This is a genomic window from Alteromonas sp. LOR (assembly GCF_000753865.1).
Lineage (GTDB): Bacteria > Pseudomonadota > Gammaproteobacteria > Enterobacterales > Alteromonadaceae > Alteromonas.
The window spans coordinates 73,203-93,635 of record NZ_JQFW01000056.1 but is presented as its reverse complement, the minus strand read 5'-3'; the positions used below and the strand labels follow the sequence as shown (position 1 = coordinate 93,635).

Genomic DNA, 20,433 nt, shown 5'->3' with positions numbered 1-20,433 from the left:
GGAGCAACTATGAGTACAATACATTTAATTGACGATTCTGCAACCATGCTAATGAGTATGGAAATGTTACTTAAGCGAGCAGGATATACCGTAACAAAATCAAACAGCGCTGAAGCTGCGATAAAAGACCTTGAAGAGATCACGCCTAAACTCATCATCACAGATTTGAATATGCCAGGTATGAATGGAATAGATCTCATTCAGACTCTAAAACAACAAGTAAAGTTTCGGTTTATGCCGATGCTAATGTTGACTACTGAGTCACAGCAAAGCCGACGTGAGGAGGCGAAGCGAGCTGGTGCAACAGGTTGGTTGGTTAAGCCCGTAGAGCCCGATCAGCTCATTGGCGTAGTAAAGCAACTGGTTCCTGCAGCATAAGGTTAAACATGATGAAGAAATCAACTTTTTTTGATAATCAGTTTGTTGCGTGCAGAATGAAATTTGCAGACATGAAAATCTCTATAGATTCGTTTGTCAGCTTTTTCAGCCTTCAAAGAATTGTTTTTTGTTTCGGCATAACCCTCTCTTTGCTTATAGGGCTTGGGGCAAATCTTCACTCAAGTTTATCAATGGCGCTTGGCGGAGCTCTTGATATGGTTCTCGTTGCATCAGGAATTTTGTTCAGCTGCTATTGGAATACGAAGAAGGTGAGGAAGGAGTTGAATGCAGAGATACACATACAAAATCTCTATTTAAAAGAAGCGTCGAATCAATTAAGCGATACCCATAATCAAGTAAACGATTACGTTGCAATACTGAAAGGACAAATTGATGGGATTAGTACGATTACCGAAGAGGCGTCATTAGAGCTAATGACTGCGCTTTATGAGATCGAAAGTTCCATTCAAAGCAGCTTGGACAACGTTGAAATGAACCAACGTCAAAGTGTTAATTGCAAGAAGGAAAGTGCAACTGAGTTTTTAAAAGTTGAAACGCGCTTATCGCAAATACAGACTCTTATAAACCAGCAGCGAGAGCAAGATATCGAACACAATGAGTCTATCCAAAATGTTATGTCCGAAGTGGAGAAACTCAAAGAGTTGACGGATTTAGTCAAAAACATCGCAAACCAAACTAACCTTCTAGCGTTGAACGCTGCAATAGAAGCAGCAAGAGCCGGGGAGTATGGTCGAGGTTTTGCAGTGGTCGCAGAGCAAGTTCGTATCCTGTCTTCGCAATCTTCTGAAGCAGCAGATAAAATTGAATTTGGAATAAAGTCGGCGCTTGATGCTGCTCGTCTTCAGGGTGATAAAATGTTGGCATCAACTCAGTCAAACGAAACCTGTGACTTGCTAAGTGGTTTCTCAAGCTCCCTGAAAAGCATTACTCAACATTACAAGTCATTAGAAGATTTAAATCCTGCAATGCTTGCCTGTTTTGCAAAAAGTGCGAGCGAAGTCGCGAAGAAAGTAAGTGGGGCAATTGGTAAAATTCAGTTTCAAGATATCATTAGGCAGCGCGCAGAGCACATAAAGCTAGAACAAGATGCTATTGTGGGATTGTTCGGCCATTTTTCTTCATATATTGATTCTCGAGAAGAGTTTGATGAAACTTTTAACTTAAATACAAAGAAGATGTTTGAAAATTACGTTATGGAAGATCAGCGTAAGATTCACTTTGATATCAATGAGGATAAAGGTAACAGTGTTAAAACAGAGGTTGAAGAAGCGAGAGAGCCCAAAATACAACTATTCTGAGAAGCGATATCGCCAAGCACTGAAATGCAAAGCATATCGCTCCTGTTTGTATGATTTTAGTTGGGCTATAGCGTAATTAGTGACGAGGTGGCAAAGGCTACATCTAGTTTGTGATAGGCCGCTTCATTGATAAAATGCGGGTAGGTTGGCTCTGTGCCCTCCCATACAACGTCTTTACCATCAAAGCGCCTAAACATGGGCGCGCCAGGCATTAAGGGGACAAAGTCGTTATCTTGCAACGAATGATGGATCATAGCCGTGCGGTTGCCTTCATCATTTAATGGGAAGGCGATGTTCTCACCAAGTCGAAACGCTTCGCAGGCTTCTAAGTCGTCGCATTCGCCTTTGTTGTAGGCGATACAAAAGGCTAACAGTACTTCTGCCATTTTCTGTGTGGCTAAAAATACGTCCTCTCGCAACACGCCTTGAGGCTGAGCGCCAACCTCAATCATTACGCCGTATTTACCCGTAGTGCACAAGTAACCGTGAGAGGCATAGGCCATTTCGTCTTCAACTAAAATATTAGCTTCTGGCATACGTTGCTTTACATATCGGGCCATTTTAACGTACACATCGCTTGTATCGAGAATGATAAGTGTTGCACCCATATTGCTGGTGGTATTGTGTATATCGATTACAAGGTCGGTGGAAGCATTGCCTTTAGGGCCTAATTGTTCGTTAATCGTTTTTGCTAACTTGTGCTCTTCACTTGTGCTGGCAGCTTCAAATGAATATGTGTTTAGGGCGTCGGGAGTAAACTGGCGATTTAAATCTTCCTCTAAAAACCGAACGTTGGCCGCGATAGCCGCAGGGTTGGCGGTATAAAGCGTGACGTCGAGCTCACTAAACTGAGTAGGAATGCCGCTAGATTCCCAATTTTGAATAAGCTGAATACCGCTCATTTCATTGCCGTGAGTACCACCTACCAGTGCAATATGGTTAATCATGTTGTTCCTTAAATAGACAAATTAGTGCTTGAAGAAGTCGTTAGGCTGCTGCGCTAGCATCGCCTCAATTTCCTCTATATCCATAGCTTGCGGCGTAGCATCTTGAGCTGGCTTACCGGCTATCTTTCTATCTTCACCGGCCCATTCACCTAAATCTATTAGCTGACACTTTTTACTGCAAAAAGGGCGGTATTCACTTTGTGGCGACCACACGACAGGTTTGGTGCAAATAGGACATTTTACTTCCATCTATCTCTCCAAAAAGAATGCTAAAACAAAACTCTAGGGCATAATCACCCTTGCTGATAACTTAGTACCACATGTGTTTAACCACGCATAAATTAAGCTAATCCCTTGAATGAGCTACTAGGACGAATCGATCACAAGCGGCCCGTCTTTATGCGCTGCAGACACAGCCATTAAAAAAGTTAGAAATGCCAGTCATTCTAAATAGCATATACGGGTTTTTAAGTAAGGGTAGCTCTTAAATACAGGTTAGCAGGCTGCTAAAAGGAATTGAACGTTTTCTTCTACAGAACCGCTTTTACTGTCATCACTTGAGAAGAGCATAAAGCGAAGGGCATAGCGATATTTGTTACCGCTAAGGGTTGGGTAGTAACCTTCATCGGTGCGACATTTGACTCTTATCAGTTCATTTTTGTCTTCTGCTGCTCCTTGATAGAAGCCGCTTTCTGCAATAGTACTCTTAAATTGACCTCGTTCGCGAATAAACGATAAGCCTACCGTGATAGCGTCATCTAATAAGGCGAGAGTATCCAGCCATTGTGCTATTTCTGTTAGGCGACGCTCAAGGGGTTGATGTAACCAAAAATGCAAATTAGGTAAATCAAAACTACAGGCACCGCCAGGTATGGCGAATCGCTGCCTTATGGAGCTTAATAATTTGTCTTCTTTTAGCGCATTGCCAAACCGACCTTCTGTTTTAATTTTTTGGCGTAAACGCAATACGGTTTTTAACGCATGATCAAGGGCAGTAGAGTCGATTTTGGGGTGTTTTGACCAGTAAACGAGGCTCTTTTCATGAGCTTCTAAATCTTTAGTGAGATCTGAGCGAAGATCGATTCGCTCTATGAGGTCAAGTAGCTCAAAGAGTTGCTCAAAAAATACAAGCTGCAAGCTACTTTGCTCTGCCTTAGCCGTAATTTTAAGTTGCCCAAGCAGCTGTTCTACGCGTAGGTAATTACGCACCTTTTCCTTTAGGGGGAATTCGAATACAGCGTCGCTCATGGATATCCTTTAAATACAATTACGTAAGGAGAAAGCGTAAAGCCTAAAGCATAGTGACCATTAAGCCAAGTATACTTACCAACCAAACTAGTGTTTAGATACTAAATGAGCAAAAAAGTTTCAAAAACAGGCAAATTGTCATCAATCGCTGTTACAGCAAGATGCCTTTAATTATTTGCCTTGTCTAATTTGAGAATCAGCCACTGTAAAAATGTGCAGACAGGGAAGGCTCGCTCTAGGGAGTGCGGATTGCTCTAGGAAGAAGGAGTTGTTGAGGCTTGCGCTAATAATTGATGGTGTAAATCTGCTACTTGCTGCTTAAGCGATAGTAAGCTTGTATTGTTATCTAATACATAATCAGCTGCACTTAAACGTTCTTCGCGGGTAGCTTGGGCATCCATAATGTTCTTTATCGTTTCTACATCACTGCTATCTCTATTCACTGCACGAGTCAGCTGAGTGCTCTCGCTGCAGTCAACTACAACGACTTTGTTGCACATCGTAGTGAGTTTGTTTTCCACAAGCAGCGGCACAGAGAGTATGCAGTAAGCGCTCGATGTGTCGGCTATCAGTTGCTGCATATGCTCCCGTATAAGGGGATGAAGTAAGCTATTCAGCCAGTCTTTCGCAGTGCTATCGGTAAACACTAACTTACGAAGTTGCGCTCTATCAAGGGTGCCATCGCTCAGCAACACACTGTCGCCAAAGCGCTCGACAATACTCTGCAACCCAGTTGTGCCTGGTAAAACCACATCTCGTGCTACTTCATCGGCATCGACAACGTCAATACCATGGGTTTTAAATAAATCGGTAGCTGCCGATTTACCGCTACCAATACCGCCAGTCAGGCCAACAACAAATATGTTATTCAATATTTATTCTCTCAAATACGTTAATTAAACACACTAAGCCAATCAGTTTATCCAACACGTTAAACAAGAACGTCAAACAAACGTATATTCGCTACATGTTGTAGTTACCGAGCTAGTGCTGCTTTCCAGCGTCGCCGCTCTTGAATTATCAGTTAAAGTCATAAGTTTGAGTTATAAGTTCGAGCCATAAGCTTGAGCTTTAAGTTCGACTGATAAATTGCCGTTGCCGAACTAAATTGTTCAAAGCTAATTAGTCTATTGCTACAAAACCATATCAAGGTAGGTGGTAATAATAACGTCTTTGTATAAAAGCGTCAGCCAGCCCGCAACTGCTAAATAAGGCCCAAAAGGAATCGCCAGCGATTTACCCTTATTTTGTATCATCATAATGGCAATACCAATAATGGCGCCCACAAAAGAAGAGAGTAAAATAATAACCGGAAGGCCCTGCCAGCCAGTAAAGGCACCAAGCGCAGCCAGCAACTTAAAGTCGCCATAGCCCATACCTTCCTTGCCAGTCACTAACTTAAACAGCCAATAAACAGACCATAAGCTTAAATAGCCTGCAGCAGCACCAATTATGGCGTCGGTAGTGCCAACAAATACATCACTCGTGCTTAACAGCAAACCAAGCCAAAGCAAAGGCAGCGTCAGTTGGTCTGGCAGCAACATTTTGTCCACGTCGATAAAAATAAGCGAAATAAGTACATAGGTAATTAAAATGGCCCACACGGCTTGGGACGTTGGCCCAAAGTGATATGCAGTAAACGTACAGGCGATAGCAGTAAAAAGCTCTACCAGCGGATAGCGAGGGGAAATACCTGTTTTACAATTGGCGCATTTGCCTTTTAAAAACAAATAGCTGAGTACTGGAATATTTTCCCACGCTCGAATGGTATGCCCACACTTAGGGCAGGTGCTATCAGGCTTTACAAGGTTAAATGGGGCTGAGGGGGTCGAAGGGATAGAGAGGGCAGGGTCAACACTAGAAGCAGCGTTGGCGTCTTCATCACTATTTACCTCAGCAAAGTAGCTGTCGTATTCTTCTTGCCAGCTTCGCTCCATCATAATTGGCAGGCGATAAATAACAACATTCAAAAAACTGCCAACCATCAGGCTAACCAGAAAAACGAACACGTAAAAGAACTCTGGGTGGAGTTGACTGAGGGTAATAATTGCATCCATTAAAGCAGTTCCATTAATGTAATTCTGTTATCAGCAACGTATTTAGCGCTACCTATACCTACCAGAATAAGAAAAAGCCCGCGAAAGTGCGAGCTGGTTATTTATTATTGTTTTTAAACACGGTGATTTTACACTGTCCGTTAAGAAATCTTGTTAGCACTTGTGCTGGCTAGGCTCTATGCTTATTCAAAGAAGCATTTATACCACGTTACCCATATCGAATATAGGAAGGTACATCGCAATGATAAGGCCGCCAATTACTACGCCCAATACTGCTATTATCATAGGCTCAAGTAAGCTGGTTAATCCATCTACCATATCATCCACTTCTGCTTCATAAATTGTGGCAATCTTACTCAGCATTTCATCAACAGCACCAGATTCTTCACCAATAGCAATCATCTGAGTAACCATATCGGGAAACACGTTAGTCGCGCGCATGGCAACGTGCATGGGGATACCGCCTGCTACTTCCTTACGCATAAACAATATTGCCTCTCGGTATACGGCATTGCCCGATGCACCGGCAGCTGACTCAAGAGCTCCGATAAGGGGGACGCCTGCAGCGAAAGTAGTGGCAAGGGTACGAGTAAAGCGAGCAATACTGGCTTTTCTTAAAATTTCACCAATGACAGGGATTTTTAAGACTAACTTATCGCATGAATCCCTCAGCTTTTGGCTCTTTTTATAGGCACGGCCAAATAAGAAGCCGGCAATACCCAAGGCTATAGCGATAAAAATACCGTAATCTTGTACAAATCGAGAAATGCCTAAAACAAACTGAGTAAATGCGGGCAGTTCTGCTCCAAAGCTACTAAATATCTCTTCAAATTGAGGTACCACAAAAATAAGCAGTATAGTGGTTACAATAAAGGCTACTACCACGACAGCAATAGGATAAAACATGGCCTTTTTAATTTTAGATTTTAAGGCTTCTGCTTTTTCTTTGTAGGTAGCTATTCTGTCGTAAATAAGCTCGAGTGCACCTGACTGCTCGCCGGTATACACCAAGTCGCAATACAAATCATCAAAATAGTTGGGATGTTTTCTTAATGCTGAAGATAACGGGTTACCCGCTTTTACCTCTTCAGTAATCTCGCCAAGTAATTTCCGCATACTGACTTTTGCGTGACCTTGAGCGATCATTTCGAGAGATTGTATAAGAGTAACGCCAGCGCTAAGCATAGTGGCGATTTGGCGTGAGGTAACTGATATGTCTGCCGGAGTTATTTTTGCTGCGCCAGAGCCAAAGAGTGGCTTCGCTAATTTCTTTACTTTGTTTGCAGATATACCTTGGCGGCGAAGTAAGTTTTTGGCTTCTGAAATAGATACAGCGGATACCTCACCTTTTCGCGACTGACCTCGTTTATCTTTACCTTGCCAGGTGAATGTCGCAACTGCTTTCGCCATTATTAGTCCCTCGTACCTACAAAAAAAGCCCAGTCTATACCAGGCTTGATTTTCGGTTAGCAGCTGAATTGATTAGCAAAGAGTTGTTGGATCGCATGTTACTTCCCAAAGCAGCCGACCGTTATTTTCAGTGGCCTGTAGAGTGTATGTTCCAGCCCCATCCTGAATATTCATGTCGGCGTAAGCCGTAGCTTGTATCTGACCTGTTGCATTTGTGGTTACACCCACAAATGCCGGCGTGACCCCCGCAGCTGACGGCGTAGTATCGGCTGGTACACCGTTATCACCTGCACCACACTGAGCTAAGCTTGCAGTTGCCGCATAGCAAACTTCCACAGCCGTCTTTGCTGCAGCTGTAGCGTTCGAAACTTCAGTGAACTTCGCTTTCTGCGTGTAGTTCTGATAAGCAGGCAATGCGATTGCTGCAAGAATACCGATGATCGCAACAACGATCATTAATTCGATTAGGGTAAAACCTTTTTGGTTTGTAGTTTTCATTTTCATCATGGTCTATCTCCGGGACGTGTATAACACGCTAAGTTTAAATAAATTCAAATTGACGTTTATACCCGAGTCGTCCTTAAACGCCCCTGGTACTTGTTACTCAGTATAGAATTTTCTTTGTCTATGACAAGTATCTAGAATTATACCTATGTCTGACACAATCAGTATGACACGTTCGTTCACACCATTGCAGCTCTATGTCATTGAACTTTCGTATAAAACTATTCCTACTGGCAAAGTATGTTGAGCAATACAAACCACAACATTTAATGTTTTACATGTTGACCTTCGCGGAACTACTCGTCGCAGGTTCATATTCTGCAAATTTCCCGTTGATTTCGGTATATTTTCTAACTCGCTCGTTTATTGACAGCAATAGTTGTTAGCAATACTAAACAAAAGTAGCCTTAATCTAACTGGATACGTAGCGACAAATCAATCGCTTGCACGTGCTTTGTTAGCGCACCTGAAGAAATATAATCTACCCCGAGTTTTGATAACGAAGCTAAACGCTCATCGGTAATGTTGCCAGACACTTCCAGCTTACACTGTGCGTTATTCATAGCTACTGCCTGCTGGATCTGTTCGTTAGTAAAGTTGTCTAACATTACAATATCAGCACCGGCATCAAGGGCCTGTTGAAATTCTTCAATGCTTTCAACTTCAACCTCAACCGTTTTACCTGGCATGTTTGTTTTTGCTCGGCTTATTGCATTGTGAATACCGCCGCAGGAGAAGATGTGATTTTCTTTAATTAAGTAAGCGTCGAACAACCCGACACGGTGATTTTGACCACCGCCGCAGCGTACGGCGTATTTTTGCGCGTATCTAAGTCCTGGAAGGGTTTTCCGTGTATCAAGAATTTTGGTTTTAGTACCGGCTAAATATTTGGTGTAAGAAGCCGTTACCGTTGCGCTGCCTGATAAGGTCTGTAAAAAGTTAAGCGCGGTGCGTTCAGCGGTAAGAATAGCTCGGGCAGAGCCAGATAAACTCACTAACACCGTATCGGCTTCAACATGGTCCCCGTCTTTTACATGCCAAGCTACCGACACTGACTCATCTATTAAGGCAAACGCTTGATTTACCCAAGCAACGCCACAAATAACGCAAGGCTCTCTGGTAATAATAGTGGCACTCGCTGTCACTTCTTTATCAATTAGGTTGGCAGTTATGTCGTTATCGGCATTCAGTTCACCACCTAAGTCTTCAATGAGCGCTTGAGAAACCTGTTCGCGGATGGCTTGTATATCGGGTGACGTCATCTTCATTACTGTTGTCTTTTCACTTTGTCTTGTCAGAGGGTACGCAATATTAACCAATCGCCACGCTGAGTAAACTCTAATTGGCGAAGAACGCTCATTCCGAGCAATATATGGTTATCTTGCATACCAGGGTTTAAGTTGGCTTTTACGTTTCGTACTTCTATATCGCCAATGCGAAGGGTGTCTATGGTGGATTCGGCTATTCTGACCGTTCCGTTCGCGGTTCTTGCCAGTGCTTGGCGGCCTGCCTGCAACTGAAGCTTACTGGCTAAATGTGCCGGCACAGCAACGTCCGTCGCACCAGTGTCGACTAAAAAGACAACCTCTTCACCGTTAATGTAGCCGCTGGTGACGTAATGGCCCTGACGGTTCTGTTTAAGGCGCACTTCGGTTTGCGATCCCATTTGCTGCGAAATAGGCGTACTATTCGGGTTAACTTGTTTTTCCAATAGGCTGGAGAAAACATACACAAGTAAACCCAGTCCGCACACCCACGCTAATAGCACCATCCACTTTCCAGCGGCGCTTGTTTCATTGTGTTCCTGAGTCATTACTCTCCCGTTAGAGCGCTTATCATCGCTTTTATATTAGTTGTTTCCGTAGCTTTTTTCATCGCTTTTTAAAACCTGCCTTTGGCTTAAGTTATTGATTTTGCCAGTAGAGCAATGTAACACTTCTATATGCACAGGCATCAAATATGTAAAATTTGATATGTAATAATGCTGGCAAACATAAAAGTAAACCCACACCGAGGTGCTTCACCCTATGTTGAAATACGACAATGCGACCTTTGTACCGTCTCCTCACTGTGATGCTCGTCCTGATGACGCACAAGTAAGCCTGCTGGTGGTTCATAATATTTCCCTACCACCATCACAATTTGGTACGTCAGGAATTCGGGATTTGTTTATGGGGCAGCTTAATATTAATGAACATCCCTTTTACAGGGAAATTGCCGGTCTGCGGGTATCGGCACATTGTGTCATCTACCGCACGGGAAAGATTGAGCAATTCGTTCCTTTTAACCAAAGAGCATGGCACGCCGGGCTATCGGTGTTTCAAGGTACACATCGATGTAATGATTTTTCTATTGGTATAGAGCTAGAAGGCACAGACACACTTCCTTTTACGGATGAGCAATATACTGCATTGACAAAACTGACCAATTTCATCGTTAAGCACTATCCTCATATCTCGTTAGGGCGTATCGTAGGGCATAACGATATCGCGCCAGGGAGAAAAACCGACCCTGGAGTTGCATTTGATTGGGCTAGGTATAGAAAGACCCTTATCAATTTACTGTAGGCAATTCTTAGTAAACCAAGCAATAAAATGAATGCCTATAAAGTGGGTCACCGCGTTTAGTCAGGCTTAATCAACAACTAAGATAAATACCTGCATTGCGTCAAATAACTGGAAGCGATCTACCACATGATTTTAATGAGTTTGCTATTAGTACTAAGTTTAGAGCGATTAGTAAGTAAAGATCCCCGTTGGCATATTGAAAAATACGCCAGTCAATACCGTGAGTGGCTTATTGAAAAGCGCTGGTTGTCTAAAAAGAACACGTCTGCGTCATTGTATCTTTGCCTGCTAGCTCCAGCCGCTGTACTTGCAGGAATAGAATATTTTATTTTCGGCGCTTTTCTTACGTTTATCGAGCAAAGCGTTGTCCTATTTATTTGCATTGGTTGTCCTGCACTAAGGGCCACTTATAAATGCTTCTTAAACGCGGCCGAGCGAAATGATTTGCAGGCCTGTAGTATGTACACCGACCAATTGGGCCACTGTACCAACGAGCGTGATAGTCACAGTAGTGTTAACGAAAACGCAAATAATGAAGAGGCTGACGACACGAGTAGCGCAAAATACCAAGGTCAAAGCTTTGGGCAACATTTAACATGGCTTAATTATCAGCACTACGCCGCTGTTATGCTGTGGTTTATTGCGTTTGGCGCGCCTGGCGCATTATTTTATAGCCTGAGTAGAAATACTACTGAAGCGCTTTGTGCAGCTAATCATCCCATGCGCGAAACTGCAGCCCGTCTCATGTTTGCATTAGATTATATTCCGGTTCGAATTACTGCATTTGGTATGTTGATGATGGGGCACTTCTCTCGCGCATTACCCGAATGGATTAAATATGCGTTGCAATTAGATGTATCTGCCTACGACGTACTCACGATTATTTCGGCGAAAGCTGAAATGCTAACACCGGAAGAACAAGCGCTACAGACTGAAAATGCATCGGTTGAACCCAAGGTGCTTGTAAAGTTAGCAAAACGTAATGTTATTTTTTTACTGGTTGTTACTTCGGCACTTACGGTTATAGGCAGTCTCGCATAATCACTATTTTTAACATTTAAAATAATGAAAACATTTGGTCTAGTAAAAAACTGTTGCTAGATCAGATGCTTTTGCTTCTACATCTTCTTTCATCTTCTCATCAGACCAGTAATGGTTTAAACACTTTTCTTAACAAATTCAACAATAAAGCTTAACAGGCAGCAAACTCAGTCAGGTTTGCTATGCTTGAGAGTATTTACCTCCAAAACGATCTGCCTTAAACTGTATAGGTAAAATGGTATTACCAATTTGAGTTGAGTTTACATTAATGTCACTAATTTAGCGTATTCACAACTGTGATTAACACTAAAGGACTTCACTACAGAGACAGGGGCCGCATGCGTCAGCAGCGAAAAAAACTAGCAGATGTCATTACTGAGCAACTTGAATCTATGATTCTCGATGGTTCTCTATTGGCGGGGCAAAAATTGCCGCCAGAGCGAGAGCTTGCGCTGAAGTTTGATGTGTCTCGTCCCTCCTTACGTGAAGCTATTGGTAATCTGCAAGCCCGTGGTCTGGTAGAAAGGAAGCAAGGTGGCGGTACGTTTGTGAACCGCAATCTCAATGCGGCAATGAAAGACCCACTAATGGATTTAGTGAGCAAACGTCCAGAAACTCAGTTTGATCTACTCGAATTTAGACATGCCTTAGAGGGTATGTCGGCTTATTACGCTGCGCTTCGCGGGCAGCCAGAAGACATTGACGCGCTAACTCAAGCATTAAATGAGCTTCCGTCGCCAAAAGTGAGCGAGAGTAAACGTGGCCAAGCTGAGGCGCTAGGACAGTTTTACATTATCATGGCGCGAGCTTCGCACAATATGGTGCTGCTTCACGTAATGAGCACCATGCAAAGTATGTTAGTTGACAACATAGAACGAAATTTAGACATGCTGGCGATGCATACTGATGCAGTGGCAGATATTGCCAAACAGCGACGAGAAATTGTGGAAGCCATAGCGTCGCAAGATCCAGAAGCTGCTCGTCAAGCTTGTAACACGCATTTGGCGTTTATTGAAAAAACGCTGTTAACCATTAATCAGCGCGACACTCGTGTTCAGCGAGCGTTGCGTCGTTTAGAAATTTAGCCTAGAGCACGCTGCTCGCGGTTAATTATTCGCAGAGGCCGGTCGGGTTGTACCCGTGCCACTGCCCAAGCAGGTGAGCCAGAACGGGTCACTGTGAGTACAACGTAGTTTAGTTTTCCTCCTTTAACGCAGGGTGTAAATGTTGCGTAAGGAGGATTTTCTATATAAGCAAAAATAGGATGGCACCATGACTGATATGATGCACCAAGATGTGGACCCTCAAGAAACTAAAGAGTGGCTAGATGCACTCGAATCTGTATTCGAAGAGGAAGGTGTAGAACGCGCTCATTACTTACTTGAGAAGCTTGTTGATAAAGCTCGCCGTAGTGGAGCTCACTTACCGTACGACGCTACAACAGCGTATATCAACACTATCCCTGCAGCGCAAGAACCTAACATGCCTGGCGATCTCACTATCGAAGCGCGCATCCGTGCTGCAATTCGTTGGAACGCGTTAATGATAGTGCTACGCGCGTCTAAGAAAGATCTAGAACTTGGTGGTCACATTGGTAGCTTTGCCTCTTCAGCCATGCTGTACGATGTTGGCTTTAACCACTTTTTCAAAGCGCCAACAGATGGTAACGGCGGCGACTTTATATTCGCTCAAGGCCACATTTCTCCGGGCATTTACGCTCGTTCTTTCATCGAAGGTAACTTAACGGAAGAGCAGCTAAACAACTTCCGTCAAGAGTGTAACGGCGACGGACTATCATCGTACCCGCACCCGCATTTGATGAAAGACTACTGGCAGTTCCCAACAGTATCTATGGGCCTTGGTCCACTGCAGGCGATATACACAGCGCGTTTCTTAAAATACCTTACTAACCGCGGTATTAAAGACTGTTCAGCGCAGCGCGTATACTGCTACATGGGTGATGGTGAGTGTGATGAGCCAGAATCATTGGGTGCAATTGGCTTAGCGTCTCGCGAAGGCTTAGACAACCTAACATTTGTTATTAACTGTAACTTACAGCGCTTAGACGGCCCTGTACGTGGTAATGGCAAAATTATCCAAGAACTTGAAGGCACATTCCGCGGCGCAGGCTGGGAAGTGGTTAAAGTTATTTGGGGTAGCTACTGGGATGAGCTTCTTGCCCGTGACAAATCAGGCAAGCTAATTCAGCTTATGGGCGAAACCGTAGACGGTGAATACCAGAACTGTAAAGCGAAGGGCGGTAAGTACACCCGCGAAAACTTCTTTAACAAGTACCCAGAAACGAAAGCGTTAGTGGCTAACTATTCAGATGAAGACATCTGGCGCTTAAATCGTGGTGGTCACGATCCGGTTAAGGTGTTTGCTGCATATCAAAAAGCCATCGATACCAAAGGTCGCCCAACGGTTATTCTTGCGAAAACCGTTAAAGGCTTTGGTCTTGGTTCATCGGGTGAAGCACAGAACGTGGCTCACAACGTGAAGAAAATGGAAGTGGAATCGATTAAGAAATTCCGTGACCGTTTCAACATTCCTATTGAAGACGACAAAATTGCCGATCTTCCTTACTACCGCTTCCCAGAAGACAGTGAAGAACTTAAGTATCTGAAAGAGCGCCGTGAGGCCCTTGGCGGATATCTTCCAGCGCGCAGAGAGCAAGCAGAAGAGCAGTTAGAAGTACCAGAGTTAAAAGCCTTTGACGCTATTTTGAAAGGCTCTGGCGATCGTCAAGTGTCATCTACCATGACCTTTGTACGCGTACTTAACGCGTTGCTTAAAGATAAGAAAATTGGCAAGCGCATTGTGCCAATTATTCCTGATGAAGCACGTACATTCGGTATGGAAGGTCTGTTCCGTCAGGTAGGTATTTACGCTAATGAAGGGCAGAAATACGTTCCACAAGATGCCGACCAAGTGGCTTACTATCGCGAAGATAAGAAAGGCCAGGTACTGCAAGAAGGTATTAACGAGCTAGGCGCTATGGCGTCTTGGGTGGCGGCGGGTACGTCTTATTCAACCTGTAACGCGACCACTATTCCTTTCTATATCTACTACTCAATGTTCGGTTTCCAACGTGTTGGCGACTTAGCATGGGCAGCGGGTGATAGCCAGGCTCGTGGTTTCCTATTAGGTGCGACAGCAGGTAGAACAACACTGAATGGTGAAGGTCTACAGCATCAGGATGGCCATTCACATGTACAGGCTAACTTAATTCCTAACTGTGTAACGTACGATCCAACGTATGGCTACGAAGTGGCGGTTATCGTACAAGATGGCTTACGTCGTATGTACGGTGAAAACGAAAACGTTTTCTACTACCTCACGTTAATGAATGAAAACTATCAGCATCCTGCGATGCCTGAAGATGACGATATTGCAGAGCAAATCATTAAAGGTATTTATAAGCTAGAGCGTGTTGAAGGCAAGAAAGCTAAGCACAATGTTCAATTGATGGGCTCGGGCACTATCTTGAATGAAGTGCGCAAAGCGGCACAAATTCTTAGTGACGATTACGATGTGTCTTCTGACGTGTACTCGGTAACGTCTTTCAACGAGCTGGCTCGTGAAGGTCAAGGCATTGCACGCTGGAACATGCTTAATCCAGAAGCAGAGCAAAAAACACCGTACATTAGCCAAGTGATCACAAAAGATGCAGGCCCAGCAATTTCTGCAACAGATTACGTGAAGAACTACTCTGACCAAGTTCGCGCTTTCATCGATACAGAATATCGTTGTTTAGGTACAGACGGCTTCGGAAGAAGTGACAGCCGTGAAAACTTGCGTACGCATTTCGAAGTGAACGCTGCTTACATCGTAGTGGCATCACTTTACGAACTTGCACAGCGCGGTGACGTTGAGAAAAAAGTGGTGGCAGATGCCATTAAGCGTTTTGAAATTAACGCTGAAAAACTTAACCCACTTTACGCGTAGTCACAGACACATAAGGTATTTTACATATGTCAGATATTCAAAAGATTGTCGTTCCCGATGTTGGTGGTGACGAAGTTGAAGTTATCGAGCTGTGTGTTTCCGTTGGTGACACATTAGAGGCAGATGAAGGGATTGTTACTGTAGAAAGCGATAAAGCATCTATGGACATTCCTGCGCCGTTTGAAGGCGAAATAGTAAGCCTATCTGTTGCCGTGGGTGACAAGATTAAAGAAGGCGACGTTATCGGCGAAATCAAAACCAAAGCTGATGCTGATTCTGAAGGTGCTGACACTGAGGCTGATGCTTCTGAGGCGGGCAGCTCAGCAGACAGCGCCGAGTCGGACAGTGAGTCATCTTCAAGCGAAGAGCCTAAAAAAGAGTCTGAATCAACATCAGACTCTGCTCAATCTTCAGGCAGCAACATAATTGAAGTTGCTGTACCAGATATTGGTGAAGACGGCGAAGTTGACGTTATCGATGTGCTAGTTGCGGTGGGCGATACCATTGAAAAAGAAGATGGCCTCATTACGCTAGAAACTGACAAAGCGACAATGGACGTGCCGTCCAGTCACGCCGGTACCGTGAAAGAAGTTTTAATTAGCAATGGCGATAAAGTTAAAGAGGGTACCGTGGTTATCAAGCTTGAGGTCAGCGGTTCTGACTCATCTGAAAGCACGGAAAGCTCGAGCACTGACTCTTCAGGTAGCGCCGACAAAGAAGCTAAATCGTCAAATGCAGCATCTTCAGATTCGTCATCAAGTGAAGTGATTGAAGTATCTGTTCCTGATATTGGTGAAGACGGTGAAGTCGATGTTATCGACGTACTCGTGTCTGTTGGCGATACCATTGAAAAAGAAGATGGCCTGATCACACTTGAAACCGATAAAGCCACCATGGATGTGCCATCAACACATGCTGGTACGGTAAAAGAAGTGCTTATTTCAACAGGCGATAAGGTTAAGCAAGGCACACTAGTGGTGAAATTAGAAACTAGTGGTGGCGCATCAGCCTCTTCGGCGAATGAAGAAAGTAAGCCTGAAGCATCGAAGCAGTCAGATTCTTCTAGTAAAGAATCTGCGGACAAGAAGACTGAAGAAAAGTCAAAAGCACCAGCGCAAAAGCCTGCGCCGGCTAAAGCAGACTCAAGCTCTGACAAAGAAAGCAATGACGGTAAAGCCCATGCTTCTCCATCAGTGCGCAGAGTGGCACGAGAGTTCGGTGTAGACCTCACCTTGGTAAAAGGCTCTGGTCGTAAGAATCGTATTTTGAAGGAAGATGTTCAAGAGTACGTTAAAGCTGAATTGGCTAAGCCTAAAACGGCTGCCGCGTCAGGTAATGCACCTGTAGGTGACAATGTACTTCAAATTGTGCCGGTTAAACCTGTTGATCACAGCAAGTTTGGTGAAGTTGAAGAGCAGAAGCTATCGCGTATCCAGAAAATTTCTGGGCCGTTCTTACATCGTAACTGGGCTACTATTCCACACGTTACGCAGTTTGATGAAGCTGATATCACTGGCGTTGAAGCATTCCGTAAAGAGCAGAATGCTTATCATGCAAAAACAAAGTCTGGCTTAAAGATCACGCCACTTGTTTTTGTTATGAAAGCCGTAGCGAAAGCGCTAGAAAAATACGAGGTGTTTAACTCGTCGTTATCTGATGATGGCGAAAGCTTGATCATTAAGAAATTCATCAATATCGGTATTGCGGTAGAAACTCCTGGCGGCCTTGTTGTGCCAGTCATTAAAGATGTAAACAAAAAAGGCATTGAGCAACTGTCTCAAGAGCTAATTGATACATCTAAGAAGGCACGTGAAGGCAAGTTGAAGTCTGCCGATATGCAAGGCGGCACGTTCACTATCTCTAGCCTAGGTGGTATTGGCGGTACGGCGTTTACGCCAATCGTGAATGCCCCCGAAGTGGGTATCTTAGGTGTCTCTAAATCAGAGATGAAACCTAAGTGGAATGGCAGCGAATTTGAACCTCGTTTAATGGTTCCGTTAAGCTTGTCATACGACCACCGTGTTATTGATGGTGCTGTAGGTGCAAGGTTTGCTGCAGAAGTTGCTGCTAACCTAACGGACTTACGTAGAATTATACTTTAAAAAAAAATCGTAAAATGTTTACAATATGATTAACATTTTTGACGATTTTATAGGCCCTTAGGGCGGTATTTAGGTTATGCTAGCGCCTATATGTGTAAGCAACGCGTGTTAGCATAATCAAAAAAGAGGATTGAGGTTCACAATGAGCGAAATTAAAACGCAATTAGTGGTACTGGGCGGCGGCCCTGGCGGTTATTCTGCAGCATTCCGTGCAGCCGATTTAGGCATTGAAACAGTTATCGTAGATTCGCGCGATTCATTAGGCGGTGTATGTCTTAATGTTGGCTGTATTCCGTCAAAGGCACTTCTTCACGTTGCGAAAGTAATGAAAGAAGCAAAGCACTTGGCAAGTCATGGCGTGAGCTTTGGCGAGCCAAAGATTGATCTAGACAAGATCCGTGACTACAAAGACGGCGTTGTTAAGCAGCTTACCAACGGTCTTGCCGGTATGTCCAAAATGCGTAAAACCAAGCATGTGAAAGGCTACGGTAAGTTTACGGGCAGCAACACTCTTGAAGTGCAAGGTGACGACGGCGTTACCACTATTACGTTTGAAAAAGCGATTATTGCTGCAGGCTCTGAGCCAATTAGCTTGCCATTCATTCCAGAAGACGATCGCGTAATCGACTCAACTGGCGCTTTGGAAATGAAAGATATTCCAGAGAAAATGCTAGTCCTTGGCGGTGGTATCATCGGTCTTGAAATGGGTACAGTGTATGAAGCACTAGGCTCAAACGTTGATGTAGTTGAGTTTTTAGACCAGCTTATTCCAGCTGCAGATAAAGACATCATGAAAGTATTCATGAAAGACTACAAAGAAAAATTCAACATCATGCTAGAAACCAAAGTGACTGCGGTTGAAGCAAAAGATGATGGTTTGTATGTTACTTTTGAAGGCAAAAAAGCACCTGCTGAACCAGTACGCTACGACAAAGTACTTGTAGCAGTTGGCCGTAAGCCAAATGGTAACCTAGTAAGCGCTGATAAAGCAGGCGTTAATGTTGATGAGCGCGGTTTCATCAATGTTGATAAGCAAATGCGTACTAACGTAGAGCATATCTTTGCCATTGGTGACCTTGTAGGTCAGCCTATGCTTGCACACAAAGCGGTACATGAAGGTCATGTTGCTGCAGAAGTGGTTGCAGGTCAGAAGCACTACTTCGACCCACGTGCCATTCCATCAGTTGCCTACACAGAGCCAGAAGTTGCCTGGGTTGGTTTAACCGAGAAAGAAGCTAAAGAGCAGGGCGTAAACTACGAAGTAGCTTCGTTCCCGTGGGCTGCATCAGGCCGCGCAATTGCTCAGGATTCCACTAACGGTTTGACCAAGATGATTTTCGATAAAGAATCTGGTCGCGTTATCGGTGGTGCAATGGTAGGTACTAACGCGGGCGAAATGCTTGGCGAGATTGGCCTAGCTATTGAGATGGGTGCCGACGGTGAAGATGTGGCACTTACCATCCACGCTCACCCTACGTTAAACGAATCAATTGGACTAGCGTCTGAAATATTCGAAGGAAGCATTACTGATTTGCCAAACCCTAAGGCAAAGAAAAAGAAATAAACAACTTTTTCTGATGTTACAAAAACCCGCTAATTAGCGGGTTTTTTAATTGTGTTTTCAGATAAAACTTAGGCTGTAACCTTGTCTTTCAATGCAGGTTCAGACTCAGGCTCTGCTACCGCATCGTTGGCGGTTTGCAAGTGCGCTGGAGTAAACTCACTGCTATCCATATTGCGCTGTGCCATAAGACGTTTCACCGTGTCTTCACAGTACGCTTTTCTGCAGCATTGCGACAACAGTAATTCATGGCGCTGAACTCGCTCGCGAATAAACTTCACAACCAGCCCCCGCAACCATTGCAACCCAGCGTCTTGATCTTGACGCTTATGCCACATAACCGAAAGCGGTGAGCTGACAATTTCCACAGGGGTTTCGAACACAGCCAGCTCGCCAGAAAATATTTCTTTTTCTACCACCAGAGATGGCGCTACGCAGATAAGGTTACTCTCTTTCAAAAGTGGGGTGGCGTTATAAAACTGATTAACCGACATGGCAACCCGTCTTTTAAGTCCCAAGTTAGCCAATACTTGATCGGTTGGGCCAGTGACATCGCCAGTCACCGATACCAATAAATGATCGGCTGCTACAAAGTCATCCAGTGTAAGTTGGGACGCTGCAAGAGGATGATCGGGGCGCATTATTACCACCCAACTCGGGTCTAGCACATGTTCTGCACGTATCACTGAATCAGGCTCTTGATGCTTTGAAAACGTTAACTCAGCCTCGGCGTCTTTTAATATTTTGTCCGTTTCCATATCGTAATTAGGAATAGCGTGAATATTAATGCCAGGTGCTTCATTCTCAATCACCTTCCGAAGTGGGCCCCATACCATAGACACAATACTGTCAGTGGCGGCTATACGAAAGGTGCGTTTGGCAGTAGCCGGATTGAAATCGGTGGGGTTAACCGCCACTTCAAGCTCACCCAGTGGCCCTTGAATTTGACTCCAAAGGTTCTTTGCGTAAGACGTGGGCTGTATGCCTCTGCCGTCTTTTACAAACAGCTCATCTTTCCATGCGGTGCGCATTCTAGATAAGGCGTTCGATACAGCGGGCTGGGTCATTGAAAGCCTATCTGCTGCACGCGTAATCGCGCCCTCTGTCATGATGGCATCGAAAATCATCAATAAATTTAAGTCATGTGGACGCATTGCCGTCTCCATTAAAACCTGAATATAGCCTCAATATTGAGCGTTTATAGCCAATTTTTACGCTATATATATGTGCGGTTAACAAGGGTGTTACATACTCTCAAAGCATCACATTAAATGATGTGTTGCATACGAAAAGATAATTATTTTTATTGTTTAGACTTTAGCATAATGCGCGCCATCAAACCTATAGCTAA

18 protein-coding genes are annotated in these 20,433 nt (G+C 44.1%); 8 read left to right on the top strand and 10 right to left on the bottom strand.

Features of this window, described 5'->3' with window-relative positions; genetic code table 11:
* Positions 1-9: 9 nt before the first annotated feature.
* Together JV36_RS0115885 and JV36_RS0115880 are read left to right on the top strand one after the other, a co-directional pair.
* Positions 10-378 (top strand): response regulator, encoded by a 369-nt coding sequence (locus JV36_RS0115885; RefSeq protein WP_032097482.1) that lies wholly within the window; start codon positions 10-12, stop codon positions 376-378.
* 8 nt (positions 379-386) lie between these two features.
* A complete protein-coding gene (locus JV36_RS0115880; protein ID WP_152561608.1) occupies positions 387-1,697 on the top strand; it encodes a methyl-accepting chemotaxis protein in 1,311 nt (436 codons plus the stop codon).
* Between the two features lie 65 nt (positions 1,698-1,762).
* Here JV36_RS0115880 and JV36_RS0115875 read toward each other — a convergent pair whose 3' ends face one another.
* From JV36_RS0115875 to JV36_RS0115835, 9 genes are all read right to left on the bottom strand, one after another.
* Positions 1,763-2,644 (bottom strand): aspartoacylase, encoded by an 882-nt coding sequence (locus tag JV36_RS0115875; RefSeq protein ID WP_032097483.1) that lies wholly within the window; start codon positions 2,642-2,644, stop codon positions 1,763-1,765.
* Positions 2,645-2,665: 21 nt separating this feature from the next.
* A complete protein-coding gene (gene yacG / locus JV36_RS0115870; RefSeq protein ID WP_032097484.1) occupies positions 2,666-2,893 on the bottom strand; it encodes a DNA gyrase inhibitor YacG in 228 nt (75 codons plus the stop codon).
* 246 nt (positions 2,894-3,139) lie between these two features.
* Positions 3,140-3,892 (bottom strand): cell division protein ZapD, encoded by a 753-nt coding sequence (gene zapD, locus JV36_RS0115865; RefSeq protein WP_032097485.1) that lies wholly within the window; start codon positions 3,890-3,892, stop codon positions 3,140-3,142.
* Between the two features lie 254 nt (positions 3,893-4,146).
* Positions 4,147-4,767, bottom strand: a complete 621-nt coding sequence (gene coaE / locus JV36_RS0115860) for a dephospho-CoA kinase (RefSeq protein WP_032097486.1) — start codon at positions 4,765-4,767, stop codon at positions 4,147-4,149.
* Between the two features lie 258 nt (positions 4,768-5,025).
* Complete coding sequence (locus JV36_RS0115855; protein WP_032097487.1) at positions 5,026-5,949, bottom strand: prepilin peptidase; 924 nt, start codon at positions 5,947-5,949, stop codon at positions 5,026-5,028.
* A 198-nt stretch (positions 5,950-6,147) separates the two neighbouring features.
* Positions 6,148-7,359: a type II secretion system F family protein gene (locus tag JV36_RS0115850; protein ID WP_032097488.1), complete on the bottom strand. Its 1,212-nt coding sequence runs from the start codon at positions 7,357-7,359 to the stop codon at positions 6,148-6,150.
* Positions 7,360-7,431: 72 nt separating this feature from the next.
* Positions 7,432-7,866, bottom strand: coding sequence for a pilin (locus JV36_RS0115845; RefSeq protein WP_152561609.1), 435 nt, complete (start codon positions 7,864-7,866; stop codon positions 7,432-7,434).
* Positions 7,867-8,270: 404 nt separating this feature from the next.
* The gene (gene nadC / locus JV36_RS0115840; RefSeq protein ID WP_032097588.1) at positions 8,271-9,125 is read right to left on the bottom strand and encodes a carboxylating nicotinate-nucleotide diphosphorylase; all 855 of its coding nucleotides are present in this window, start codon (positions 9,123-9,125) and stop codon (positions 8,271-8,273) included.
* Between the two features lie 32 nt (positions 9,126-9,157).
* Positions 9,158-9,676, bottom strand: coding sequence for a retropepsin-like aspartic protease family protein (locus JV36_RS0115835; protein WP_032097489.1), 519 nt, complete (start codon positions 9,674-9,676; stop codon positions 9,158-9,160).
* 214 nt (positions 9,677-9,890) lie between these two features.
* On the opposite strand from JV36_RS0115835, the gene ampD reads away from it, so the two are divergent.
* The 6 genes from ampD to lpdA all read left to right on the top strand — a co-directional run bounded on the left by ampD (position 9,891) and on the right by lpdA (position 19,085).
* Entirely contained in the window at positions 9,891-10,430 is a 540-nt protein-coding gene (gene ampD, locus JV36_RS0115830; RefSeq protein ID WP_032097490.1) for a 1,6-anhydro-N-acetylmuramyl-L-alanine amidase AmpD, read from the top strand.
* A gap of 126 nt (positions 10,431-10,556) precedes the next feature.
* Complete coding sequence (ampE, locus tag JV36_RS0115825) at positions 10,557-11,471, top strand: beta-lactamase regulator AmpE (RefSeq protein ID WP_032097491.1); 915 nt, start codon at positions 10,557-10,559, stop codon at positions 11,469-11,471.
* A gap of 338 nt (positions 11,472-11,809) precedes the next feature.
* Positions 11,810-12,556, top strand: a complete 747-nt coding sequence (locus JV36_RS0115820; protein WP_032097492.1) for a GntR family transcriptional regulator — start codon at positions 11,810-11,812, stop codon at positions 12,554-12,556.
* A gap of 187 nt (positions 12,557-12,743) precedes the next feature.
* Complete coding sequence (gene aceE, locus JV36_RS0115815) at positions 12,744-15,419, top strand: pyruvate dehydrogenase (acetyl-transferring), homodimeric type (protein WP_032097493.1); 2,676 nt, start codon at positions 12,744-12,746, stop codon at positions 15,417-15,419.
* Between the two features lie 26 nt (positions 15,420-15,445).
* On the top strand, positions 15,446-17,521 hold the full coding sequence (gene aceF / locus JV36_RS0115810; RefSeq protein WP_032097494.1) for a pyruvate dehydrogenase complex dihydrolipoyllysine-residue acetyltransferase: 2,076 nt from the start codon (positions 15,446-15,448) through the stop codon (positions 17,519-17,521).
* Between the two features lie 142 nt (positions 17,522-17,663).
* The gene (gene lpdA / locus JV36_RS0115805) at positions 17,664-19,085 is read left to right on the top strand and encodes a dihydrolipoyl dehydrogenase (RefSeq protein ID WP_032097495.1); all 1,422 of its coding nucleotides are present in this window, start codon (positions 17,664-17,666) and stop codon (positions 19,083-19,085) included.
* Between the two features lie 68 nt (positions 19,086-19,153).
* Here lpdA and JV36_RS0115800 read toward each other — a convergent pair whose 3' ends face one another.
* Positions 19,154-20,236 carry a LysR family transcriptional regulator gene (locus JV36_RS0115800; protein ID WP_032097496.1) on the bottom strand — a complete coding sequence of 361 codons (1,083 nt, stop codon included), beginning with the start codon at positions 20,234-20,236 and terminating at the stop codon, positions 19,154-19,156.
* Between the last annotated feature and the right edge of the window lie 197 nt (positions 20,237-20,433).